General features: G+C 70.6%; 12 protein-coding genes. 4 read left to right on the top strand and 8 right to left on the bottom strand.

Features of this window, described 5'->3' with window-relative positions:
• Positions 1 to 90: 90 nt before the first annotated feature.
• The 5 genes from K206_RS0122970 to K206_RS0122955 form a co-directional block, all read right to left on the bottom strand.
• Positions 91 to 1,113, bottom strand: a complete 1,023-nt coding sequence (locus K206_RS0122970) for an ABC transporter substrate-binding protein (protein WP_020204740.1) — start codon at positions 1,111 to 1,113, stop codon at positions 91 to 93.
• A gap of 47 nt (positions 1,114 to 1,160) precedes the next feature.
• Positions 1,161 to 2,264 (bottom strand): substrate-binding domain-containing protein, encoded by a 1,104-nt coding sequence (locus K206_RS0122965; protein WP_020204739.1) that lies wholly within the window; start codon positions 2,262 to 2,264, stop codon positions 1,161 to 1,163.
• Between the two features lie 30 nt (positions 2,265 to 2,294).
• Positions 2,295 to 2,525 carry a hypothetical protein gene (locus K206_RS43040; RefSeq protein WP_155888184.1) on the bottom strand — a complete coding sequence of 77 codons (231 nt, stop codon included), beginning with the start codon at positions 2,523 to 2,525 and terminating at the stop codon, positions 2,295 to 2,297.
• A gap of 241 nt (positions 2,526 to 2,766) precedes the next feature.
• A complete protein-coding gene (locus K206_RS0122960) occupies positions 2,767 to 3,309 on the bottom strand; it encodes a cytochrome b (RefSeq protein WP_020204738.1) in 543 nt (180 codons plus the stop codon).
• A complete protein-coding gene (locus K206_RS0122955) occupies positions 3,306 to 4,415 on the bottom strand; it encodes a catalase family peroxidase (protein WP_020204737.1) in 1,110 nt (369 codons plus the stop codon). The genes K206_RS0122960 and K206_RS0122955 overlap by 4 nt, the downstream gene beginning before the upstream one ends.
• Before the next feature lie 251 nt (positions 4,416 to 4,666).
• On the opposite strand from K206_RS0122955, the gene K206_RS39015 reads away from it, so the two are divergent.
• The 3 genes from K206_RS39015 to K206_RS0122940 all read left to right on the top strand — a co-directional run bounded on the left by K206_RS39015 (position 4,667) and on the right by K206_RS0122940 (position 5,641).
• Positions 4,667 to 4,915 (top strand): hypothetical protein, encoded by a 249-nt coding sequence (locus K206_RS39015; RefSeq protein WP_020204736.1) that lies wholly within the window; start codon positions 4,667 to 4,669, stop codon positions 4,913 to 4,915.
• 109 nt (positions 4,916 to 5,024) lie between these two features.
• Entirely contained in the window at positions 5,025 to 5,279 is a 255-nt protein-coding gene (locus K206_RS0122945) for an AbrB/MazE/SpoVT family DNA-binding domain-containing protein (protein ID WP_029043966.1), read from the top strand.
• Positions 5,280 to 5,353: 74 nt separating this feature from the next.
• On the top strand, positions 5,354 to 5,641 hold the full coding sequence (locus tag K206_RS0122940; RefSeq protein WP_020204734.1) for a type II toxin-antitoxin system PemK/MazF family toxin: 288 nt from the start codon (positions 5,354 to 5,356) through the stop codon (positions 5,639 to 5,641).
• A 236-nt stretch (positions 5,642 to 5,877) separates the two neighbouring features.
• Here K206_RS0122940 and K206_RS0122935 read toward each other — a convergent pair whose 3' ends face one another.
• From K206_RS0122935 to K206_RS0122925, 3 genes are all read right to left on the bottom strand, one after another.
• Positions 5,878 to 6,102, bottom strand: coding sequence for a hypothetical protein (locus K206_RS0122935; RefSeq protein WP_020204733.1), 225 nt, complete (start codon positions 6,100 to 6,102; stop codon positions 5,878 to 5,880).
• 353 nt (positions 6,103 to 6,455) lie between these two features.
• A complete protein-coding gene (locus tag K206_RS0122930) occupies positions 6,456 to 7,112 on the bottom strand; it encodes a hypothetical protein (RefSeq protein WP_020204732.1) in 657 nt (218 codons plus the stop codon).
• A 117-nt stretch (positions 7,113 to 7,229) separates the two neighbouring features.
• A complete protein-coding gene (locus K206_RS0122925; RefSeq protein ID WP_020204731.1) occupies positions 7,230 to 7,898 on the bottom strand; it encodes a cyclic nucleotide-binding domain-containing protein in 669 nt (222 codons plus the stop codon).
• A gap of 254 nt (positions 7,899 to 8,152) precedes the next feature.
• On the opposite strand from K206_RS0122925, the gene K206_RS0122920 reads away from it, so the two are divergent.
• The gene (locus K206_RS0122920) at positions 8,153 to 9,790 is read left to right on the top strand and encodes an acyl-CoA synthetase (RefSeq protein WP_020204730.1); all 1,638 of its coding nucleotides are present in this window, start codon (positions 8,153 to 8,155) and stop codon (positions 9,788 to 9,790) included.
• Positions 9,791 to 9,934: the final 144 nt, after the last annotated feature.

The raw sequence follows: 9,934 nt of genomic DNA, 5'->3' as shown, positions 1-9,934 counted from the left end.
GGAAGCCCGCCGCCGGCTGCGGCCGGAGCCCGCGCCGGCCCAATGGCTGGCATGGGCCGGCATGGGCCCGCATGGGCGGTCATGCCGCGTTCAGCGGACTTCCTTCAGGTAGGTTTCGCTGAACGCCTTCTGCGCATCGGCCATCTTGCCGAAATCCACCGGCTTGGCGCGCGCGTAGTCCGCCGCGGGCAGGAATTTCGCCTGCACTTCCTTCGGGATGCCGGCGCTGCGCACCGGGCGCAGGTAGGCGTTGGCCCACAGCGCCTGGCCGGCGTCGGACAGCACGAAGTCCAGCACCTTGCGGCCTTCGGCGTCGTGCGGCGCCTTGTTGACCAGGCTCATCACGTAGGGCACCACCACCGTGCCTTCCTTCGGGATCACGAAGGCCACGTTGGCGTTGTCCTTGTAGCGCGCGCGATAGGCGTTGAAGTCGTAGTCCAGCAGAATGGGGATCTCGCCCGACAGCACGCGCGCGTAGGCGGTCTGCTTGGGCACGATGGGCTGGTTCTTCTGCAGGTCCTTGAAGTACTTGAAGGCCGGGCCGAAGTTGTCCATCGAGCCGCCCATCGCCTGGTTGACCGCGACCGCGCCGACGTAGCCGACGAAGGCGCTGGCCGGGTCGAGGTAGCCGACCAGGCCCTTGTACTCGGGCTTGAGCAGGTCGGCCCACGACTGCGGCACCGGCTTGCCGCGCAGCGCGTCGACGTTGACCATGAAGCCGAGCGTGCCCGAGTGGATGGCGAACCAGTTGCCCTGCGGGTCCTTGAGGCCGTCCGGGATGTCGTTCCAGTGGGCCGGCTTGTAGGCGGCGGTGACGCCGTCCTTCTTGGCCTGGATGCCGAAGGTCACGCCGTAGTACACCACGTCGGCCACCGGGCTGGCCTTCTCCGCCACCAGTTGCGCGAGCGACTGGCCGGAGTTCTTGTTGTCGTGCGGCACGGTGACGCCGGTCTTTTCCTTGATGGCGCGGATCTGCGCGGCCCAGTCGGCCCATTCGGGCGGGCAGTTGTAGCAGATCGCGGTCTGGGCGGCCACGCCCTGGCTGAAGGCGGCGGCGCCGAGCGCGATGGCGATCCAGCGTAGCGGTTTGTGCCAGGAACGGCTTGCTTGCATGGTGAACTCCTTGGTTGCGGACTGGGGCTGGGGGAATGGGTCGGGGGTCATGCCTTGCCTCGCGCCGGCGCGGCGACCGTGCCGCCCAGGCGCAGCCCGTGCGGCAGCAGCGTGACGCGCGCGCCGCCGGGCGCGGCGGCGGGGTCGAAGCGGGCCAGCAGGCGCGCCACGGCGCGCTCGCCGATCTCGGCGTTGGGCTGCACCACCGAGGCCAGCGGCGGCTCCACCAGCGCGCCGAGCGCGATGCCGTCGCAGCCCAGCACGGAGATGTCGCGCGGCACGCGCAGGCCGAGGCGCTTGAGGTCGGAGATCACGCCGATGGCGAGCAGGTCGTTGGTGCAGAAGAAGGCGCTGGGCGCGTCCGGCCCCGTGGCCAGCGCGCCGATCTGTTCGGCGTTGCTGGCGGTATGGCTGGGCAGGCACAGCGCCGGCGCCGGCGCCAGGCCGTGCGCGCGCATCGCGTCGCGGTAGCCGTCGAAGCGCTGGCGCGCGCGGTCGGAGGCGGCGAAGGCGCCCGACACCACGCGGATGCGGCGGTGCCCGGCGGCGATCAGCGCCGCCACGCCCTCGCGCGCGCTGGCGCGGTTGTCGACCGACACCGAATGGCGCTGGCCGCGCGCGGCGGCCTGGTTGTAGGCCAGCACGTAGGGCACGCCTTCGGTGTCGAGCTGGTCGAGCACGGCGCTGCGCGCGGCGTCGGCCACCGTCAGCACCATGCCGTCGACGCGGTGGCGCAGCAGGTATTCGATGCGCTCGCGCTCGCGCGCGGGGTCGTAGGCGCTGGTCACGAGCATCAGCGAGTAACCGGCGGCCAGCGCGGTGTCTTCGATGCCGCGCCAGCAGTCGGCGAACACGGCGTTCTCCAGCGTGGGCAGCATCACGCCGATCATGCGGCTTTGCTGCGCGCGCAGCTTGCTGCCGAGCAGGTTGGGGCGGAAGCTCAGTTCGCGCGCGGCGTCGAGCACGCGCTGCACGGTGCTCTTGCGCACCAGGCCCGGGCTGTTGAAGGCGCGCGATGCCGTGGCCAGCGATACGCCGGCGGCCTGCGCCACGTCCACGAGGGTGGCGGCGGCGTCGTGCGGGACGGCGGGCGAGCGTTCCTGGTTGCGGTTCACGTTGATGGCGCGGGTCGGGTTCGGGGAAGGAGCCAAGACGTTTTCCAGAAATGAAAACGTTTTCATTCAAGTCGCAAAAAAATCGGGCAGCAAGCCTTTGTGATATTGCGGCGCGTGAGCGAAACCCGCGCCGGCAAGGCGATAACCCGTTACAGCGCGGATTGTGGGGATGGTGCGTGACAGCACGATGACAGCGCCGGGCGAGGCGAAAGCGCCCGGATGCGTCCGGATGCGGCCGGCGATGCCGTGGGCGGCGTGACTGTGACGGTGGCGGTGCCGGGCGCGGGCGTGACGCATGCCGGCTGCTGGCGCTGCGGCGGAGCGTCACAAACGTCACGTGGCGTTTGCCCGGCCGGTGGCCGACCGGGCGCGGGGCCGCCTGTGATGCCGCCAACGCAGGGGGCGCCCGGCAACGGCGTGACCGGGGCGCGGGGCGCGCCGTCAAGTCGGCGCGCGGCTGGCGGCGTGAGACGTGATTCTGGGCGGCGCCTTTACGCGCCCGGTGGCGGCCAGGCCGGGTGAAGACCTGGCGCGGCGCTCATTGCGGCTTGCCGCTGGTCATCGCCGCGAGCACGCCGTCGCGCCGGATCAGCCCGTGGTACAGCGCCGCGGCGAAGTGCGCCAGGACGGTCGCGAACAGCAGGAAGGCGAGCACCGTGTGGGCCGCGCGCAGCGGCGCGTACAGCGCGGCGCTGTGCGGCAGGATCGGCGGCAGCTGCGCCTGCCCGTAGAGCACGATCGGGTAGCCGCCCGCCGACTGCATGCCCCAGCCGATCAGCGGAATGGCGAACATCAGCACGTACAGCAGCACGTGCGACAGATGCGCGGCGACGCGCTGCAGCGGCGGCAGCGAGGCCGGCAGCGGCGGGGGCGGGTGGATCACGCGGTTCACCAGCCGTAGCGCCGCCAGCACCAGGATGGCGACGCCGAGCGGGCGGTGGATCGACAGCAGCAGCACATAGCGGTCCGAGACCGTGGCGACCATGCCCACGCCGATGAACAGCATGGCCAGGATCAGCGCCGCCATCAGCCAGTGGAGCAGCCGCGACGGCAGCGAGAAGCCGGGAGCGTGGGGTCTCATGATTTGCCTCCTGCGTTCACTTCCTGCCGCGTGACCGCGCTCGGCGGCTTCTGGCCCCGCTCGTTCTCGCGCAGCGTAAAGGAGCGGGCATAGGCGGCCGAGCGGGCGCTCGGGATGTCGTCGGCGGAGGTGGTGATGCCGGCGGGCAGGATGGCCGGGTCGAAATTGATGTCGGTGCAGCTGCCGCCATCGCCGCCGCCGTCCTCGCTCGCCACCTTGTCGATCGTCACCGTGCCGATGTCGATCTTGCGCCGGCTGGCGGGCCAGGCCTTGTCGGGCTCGACCGGGTCCTGCGGCTCGCCGACCGTCACCACCATCTTCCACTGCGCGGGGTGCCGCGCCACGTCGGAGATCAGCGCGTCGAACAGGTAGTTCGGATCGGCGGGCTGCGGCTTGGCCGCCGGCGCGAACGGCGTGACCGCCTCGGCGGACCAGCGCACCGGCACCGTGGCGCCGGCCTTGTCGACGAACAGGAAGGTATCGAGCGCGTTGTAGGTGCTGTTGGCGAAGCCGGACGACACCGCGCGCTGGCCCACCACGCCGACCGCGGCCACGAAGTCCGGGTGCGCGTCGGCGAACGCCTTCATCCTGGCGGGGTCGGGCTTGCCGGTCTTCGGGTCGGGCACCGACGAGATCATCTGGTCGTAGAACGCCTGCACCGTGCTGAACGGAAACACGGGAATGTCCACCATCGCCGTGCGCCATTCCTGCGCGCCGGCGGGCTTGAACTGCAGGGCGAGGCTGCGCACCAGGCCCGGGCCGTCCGGCACGAACGGCATGCCGCCGGCGAAGGCGAAGCGCCCGGCCACGGGCACGCGGCCCGGCGCGAGCAGCGCCGCGCGGGAAAGCGCGGCGCCGGCGCCGTTGCTGTCGAACCAGCCGCTCGCGCACAGGCCCTTGGCGTGATTGCGGCGGAAGCCGACGTGCTTGCCGTTCGCGGCCTCGAACCCGGAGATGACCCGGTCCTGCGTGAGCCGGCCCGGCGACAGCCATCCGCCCGCGTAGGCGAAGGCGCAGGCGAGCACGAGCGTCGCCGCCCCGATGCCGCCGTACCGGAGGGCGGCTGCGCTGGCGCTCAGCCGGGGTTTTCCAACGTCGTCGCTCATAGCCACTCCTTTGCCGTGCGGTGGGGGAAGTTCTCTGTCTGGTGGGGATTCTGCAGTATTCCCGCGCGGCGCCTTCTTGGTATCGCCTGCTGGTTTGCAGATTCGCACTGTGGCACGGAATGGCCCACGCCGTATGAGGACGCGGGCGGGAATGGCGCGCGTCACTTTTTCCGCGGGGCGCGCATGGCATGGTGTTTGCGGCGGTATCGGACCATGCCGCTGCCGGCGGCCATCCAAGAAAGGAAACCGCCATGACCCGATCACCCCGCAAAGAACCCGGCCACGCCGCCGGGCCCGCTCGCAGCGGCCGCGCCACGCGCGCCCAGGACGGCCTGGGCAGCCCGCAGCCGCGTCTGCCGCACGAGCACGACGAAAGCCACCACAGCCAGCACAGCGGCCCGCGCAAGGAAGTCCAGCAGGCCGGGCGCGACATCGAGCGCGGGCTGGAGGACACCGACCTCTACCGCACGCGCGGCAAGCGCGCCGGCAGGCAGCAATAGACAGCCGGGCGCTGCCGGGCGGGGGCAACGCTTGTTGCGCGTATCGACATGTTGAAACGTCCCGGCAATTGGTTTAGACTCGTCTATACCAACTTGGGAGGTGTTCATCATGGCAAAAACAGCAACGCTCACGCTCCAGCAATGGGGTAACAGCCTCGCCGTTCGCATCCCTGCGGCAGTCGCTCGGGCCGCACATTTTGAGGTCGGGCAGGAAGTTCAGGTCACAAGCGATGAGGTCGGCGTGACCGTGAAGCCCGTTGGACAGCGCAAACTGACGCTGGCCGAGAAACTGGCACTGTTTGATCCGGCCAAGCACGGTGGCGAGGCAATGACTACCGGCCTCATCGGTGCAGAGGTGCTCTGATGGCGGGAGCTTTGTGGGCGCCAGATCGTCGAGACATCATCTGGATTGACTGTAACCCCCAGGCGGGACGCGAGATGAAGAACCTGCATCCCATGCTGGTCCTGTCGCCGAAAGCATTCAACGAGCGAACCGGCATTGTGATCGGGCTACCGATGACGACGGCCGAGTTCAACGACACCAATCCGTTCGCGATCCAGTTCAAGGGGCCGAAGAGCATGACGAGCTACGTGCTCGCGCATCAGCCAAAATCATTCGACTGGCGTGCCCGCGGAGCGAAGGCCCACCCGTGGAAGCAGGTTCCCGCGGACGTTTTTTCCGCGGCGTGCGAGCAGTTGAACCAGATCATTGCCATCGGCGAATAGCGAAAGACGGTGTCGCAGAGTAGACCTGCCCGCTGGTGAACTGAGTGAAACGGGTGAAGCGGGTGAAGCGGCCCGATGACAAGGAAGCCAGTCTGTTGAGCCACGATCGCCGGCGCACGACGGATCGTGTGCCGGCCGGTTCAATACGTGGCTCTGGATCGATGTGCACCGGACCGTGACCGAACAACGGCGACGCGCCGGGGCCTTCGCCCCGCTCCCGCGCCGCCGCGATGCCGTCAGCGTTGCCCGCCTTGCTGGCCGCTCTTCTGCCCTTGCTGGTTCTGCTGGCCGGCCTGGTCGGTCTTCTGGCCATGCTGGCCCTGCTGGCCCTGGCCGCGGTCCTGTTGCTGCTGCTGGTCGCCCTTCTGGTCATGGCTGCCGGACTGGGAGCCTTGCTGACCCGATTGCTGTTGCTGCTTGCCTTGGTCTTGCTGGCCTTGGCCGGATTGTTGCTGTCCCATCGTGCTCTCCGTGGCGCGGCGGAATGCCGCGTGACGGGAAAGGGTGCAAGCCGCGTGCCACGCGCGGTGGCGCCCGCGCCGCCCGGCGCGCGCCGCATACCCGCGAGGCGCGCGCCGGCAAGGGATCGCCGCCGCGCGCAAAGGTCGCACAAAAGCAGGGAGGCGCCATCGGGCCGCGCGGAAGTCGGCGGGGCGTCATATGCGCGGCGCCACTTTCACGCACCCGCGCCGCGGTTTCCCGGCGTTTTTTACAACGGCCGCGATTTTTACTGGTGGCGCAGGGGTTGCCCGGTATTTGCGGTTGCGAGCCCGCGCGAAGGTCCAGGCGGGTGGCGTCGAGGCTGCGGCGCGGCTCAGGCCGCGAGATGGAAGCCGGGCAGGCCGAACGCCGCGCCGGCGCGCGGCGCTTCCGGCTCGCCGGCGTCGAGCAGCCGCACGGCGGCCGGGCCCACGGTATTGGCGCAGGCCGCCGCCAGCGCGCGCGCATGAGGCAGCCCGGCCTGCCGCGCCAGCCAGTCGCCGGGAATGCCCCGACCGGTGGCCAGCAGGTAGAGCGCGTGCGCCACGCGCTGCTCGCGCAGCAGCACGCGCAGCGCCTCGCCCTCGGCGAACAGGCGCGCGCGCACCAGCCGCGGCGGCACCTGCCAGCGCTCGGACACCAGCGCGGCGTCCCACGCCAGCCGCGGCAGTTCGAACATCGCGCCGGCCAGCGCGCGCGACCAGCATTTCTCGGCGGCGCCCTGGCCGTGCGGCAGGCCGCCCAGCGTCATGCGCGGGCAGGCCGCGTCGGGCACCGCGCGCAGCGCCAGCGCCGTGTCCTGCCCGGTCCTGGGCAGCAGGTCGCAGTCGAAATAGGCGAAGGCCGGCACCACGAAGGGCTTGCCCGGCACCACCTCGCGCCGCGCGTTGGCGTCGCGCAGGCGCGCGCCGCCGCGCAGGGCGTCCACGCGCACGGCGAAGGGAAAACGCAGGTGGGACAGGCGCAGCTCGGTGCTGCTGACGAGGGCCATGCGAGGTTCAGGGGCGCGGCTGGCGCGCATGCCGTGGGCATGCCGCGCGCGGACGGAAAAGCCGCATTGTACGTGGGTCGGCGCGCCAGATTGTCGTCGCGGCGACCATTGCCCGCGCTACAGTTCCGACAGCCCGACCCGCCGCAGCCGCTCCAGGTCGGTCACGCGGATGCTCTGGTAGGAAATGTCGACCATGCCGTCGGCCGCCAGCCGTCGCAGCGCCTGGTTGACGCGCTGGCGCGACAGGCCGGTGAGCAGGCCGATTTCCTCCTGGGACAGCTCCAGCACGGCGTTCGTGCGCGGATAAAGCGCCGCATGGAACAGTTGCGCGATGGCCTGCGCCACGCGCGCGTCCGCGCCCAGCAGCCGGTCGTTCTGCACGGTGGCGATGAACTGGCCCATGCGCTCGTTGAGCTGGCGCACCACGAAGCTGGAGAAGGGCAGGCTTTCGGCCAGCAGCGTGTGGAACACCGTGTCCGGCACCAGCGCGATGCGCGAGTCGCGGATGGCGATCACGTCGTAGCGGCGCGCCTCGCGCTTGATGACGCTGCCCTCGCCGCACCAGCCGCCCGCCGGCACGCCCGAGAACGTGCAGCCGCGCCCGTCGGGCGTGTAGACCGCCAGCTTGATGAGCCCGCTTTCCACCCCGATCCAGTAGCGCGAGGGCTCGCCCCGGCGCGCCACGAAGGCGCCCGCGGCGAAGTCCTGCATCACCGTCTGCCGCGCGGCCAGCGCCTGGTGCTGCGGCGCCAGCGCCGCGAACCACTCGTGGCGGGCAAGCAGCACGGCGGGCGGCTCGGGTGTGGCGGCAGGCGTGGCGGCAGGGGCTGTGGCGGCGGGGGCGGCGGTCCCGGGCAGTCCGGCGGAGGCAGGGGGGAGGGGCAGGCTGGACATTGATGTGGGTCAAGCCCGGAGCGCTGGCCAGGCGGGCACTGTCATCCGGACGACAAAGCTTTGTCGTGTGGGATGATAGCCTTGCGCAGCAAAAAGTAACAGCGACCGGCGGCGCAGTCAGCGCCCGGCGCAAGCGGAGACCAGCAATGCCAACCGATTTCGACACCGGCCTGGGCAAGAACCCGGCCAACCACGTTCCCCTCACGCCCCTCGACTACCTGGCCCGCGCCGCCGCGGTCTACGGCGAGCGCCTGGCCATCGTGCACGGCCCGGTGCGCCAGACCTGGCGCGAAACCTATGCGCGCGCGCGCCGCCTGGCCAGCGCGCTGGCGCGCCTGGGCGTGGGCAAGGGCGATACCGTGGCGGCGCTGCTGCCCAACACGCCGGCGATGGTGGAAGCCCACTTCGGCGTGCCGATGGCGGGCGCGGTGCTCAACGCGCTCAACATCCGGCTCGATGCCTCCAACCTGATCTTCATGCTGCGCCACGGCGAGGCCAAGGTGCTGCTGGCCGACACCGAGTTCGCCGACCTCGCGCGCCAGATCGCCAACGAGATCCCGGGCCTGAAGGTGGTGGCCGTGATCGACGCGCTCGGCCCGCAGGACGCGCCGCGCTTCGCCGAGACCGACTACGAGGGCCTGCTGGCCTCGGGCGACCCCGACTACGACTGGCAGATGCCCGCCGACGAATGGGAAGCCATCGCGCTCAACTACACCTCGGGCACCACCGGCGACCCCAAGGGCGTGGTCTATCACCACCGCGGCGCGGCCATCAACGCGGTCTCCAACATCCTCGAGTGGGACCTGCCCAAGCACGCGGTCTACCTGTGGACGCTGCCGATGTTCCACTGCAACGGCTGGTGCTTCCCGTGGACCATCGCCGCGCGCGCCGGCGTCAACGTGTGCCTGCGCAAGTTCGAGCCCAAGCTGGTGTTCGACCTGATGCGCGACGAGGGCGTGACCCACTACTGCGCCGCGCCCATCGTGCACACCGCGCTGGTCAACGCGCCGCCGGCCTGGCGCGAGGGCCTGCGCGGCCCGGTGCGCGGCATGGTGGCCGGCGCGCCGCCGCCGGCCGCGGTGCTGGCGCAGATGGAAGCGATGGGCTTCGAGCTGACCCACGTCTACGGCCTGACCGAAACCTACGGCCCGGCCGCCGTGTGCGCCGAGCAGGACGACTGGGCCGCGCTGTCGCAGGAAGAGCGCGCCACCAAGAAGGCCCGGCAGGGCGTGCGCTACCACCTGCAGGCCGACGTCGCCGTGCTCGACCCGGACACCATGCAGCCGGTGGCCGCCGACGGCGAGGAAATCGGCGAGATCATGTTCCGTGGCAACATCTGCATGAAGGGCTACCTCAAGAACGAGCGCGCCACGCGCGAAGCCTTCGCCGGCGGCTGGTTCCATACCGGCGACCTGGGCGTGCGCACGGCGGACGGCTACGTCAAGATCAAGGACCGCAGCAAGGACATCATCATCTCCGGCGGCGAGAACATCTCCAGCGTGGAGGTGGAAGACGCGCTCTACCGCCACCCGGCCGTGCTGGCCGTGGCGGTGGTGGCCCAGCCGGACGCCAAGTGGGGCGAGACGCCGTGCGCGTTCGTCGAGCTCAAGGACGGCGCCAGCGCCACCGCGGAGGAGCTGATCGCGCACTGCCGCACGCTGCTGGCCGGCTTCAAGGTGCCCAAGGCGGTCTACTTCGGCCCGCTGCCCAAGACCTCGACCGGCAAGATCCAGAAGTTCGAGCTGCGCCGCAAGGTCAAGTCGGATACGGCGATCGACGTCTGACGAGGTTTTCCGGTCCGCGGCGCGTTCGGTATCGCCCGGCGGACTCGGCAGGGCTTGCCCGACGCATTTCGGGAATGGGGGCTGACCGCCCCGGTGAGGCTCGCGGTGAACGGATAAGTCCGGCCTGCTGCCGCGCGCCCGGCG

Source organism: Cupriavidus sp. WS (assembly GCF_000395345.1).
Taxonomy (GTDB): Bacteria; Pseudomonadota; Gammaproteobacteria; order Burkholderiales; family Burkholderiaceae; genus Cupriavidus; species Cupriavidus basilensis_B.
This window is presented reverse-complemented; position numbering and strand designations above follow the sequence as displayed.

Coding starts and splice junctions, on each gene's coding strand:
- K206_RS0122970 (WP_020204740.1), bottom strand. CDS start 1,113: ATGCAAGCAAGCCGTTCCTGGCACAAACCGCTACGCTGGATCGCCATC.
- K206_RS43040 (WP_155888184.1), bottom strand. CDS start 2,525: ATGCGTCACGCCCGCGCCCGGCACCGCCACCGTCACAGTCACGCCGCC.
- K206_RS0122960 (WP_020204738.1), bottom strand. CDS start 3,309: ATGAGACCCCACGCTCCCGGCTTCTCGCTGCCGTCGCGGCTGCTCCAC.
- K206_RS0122955 (WP_020204737.1), bottom strand. CDS start 4,415: ATGAGCGACGACGTTGGAAAACCCCGGCTGAGCGCCAGCGCAGCCGCC.
- K206_RS39015 (WP_020204736.1), top strand. CDS start 4,667: ATGACCCGATCACCCCGCAAAGAACCCGGCCACGCCGCCGGGCCCGCT.
- K206_RS0122945 (WP_029043966.1), top strand. CDS start 5,025: ATGGCAAAAACAGCAACGCTCACGCTCCAGCAATGGGGTAACAGCCTC.
- K206_RS0122940 (WP_020204734.1), top strand. CDS start 5,354: ATGAAGAACCTGCATCCCATGCTGGTCCTGTCGCCGAAAGCATTCAAC.
- K206_RS0122935 (WP_020204733.1), bottom strand. CDS start 6,102: ATGGGACAGCAACAATCCGGCCAAGGCCAGCAAGACCAAGGCAAGCAG.
- K206_RS0122930 (WP_020204732.1), bottom strand. CDS start 7,112: ATGGCCCTCGTCAGCAGCACCGAGCTGCGCCTGTCCCACCTGCGTTTT.
- K206_RS0122920 (WP_020204730.1), top strand. CDS start 8,153: ATGCCAACCGATTTCGACACCGGCCTGGGCAAGAACCCGGCCAACCAC.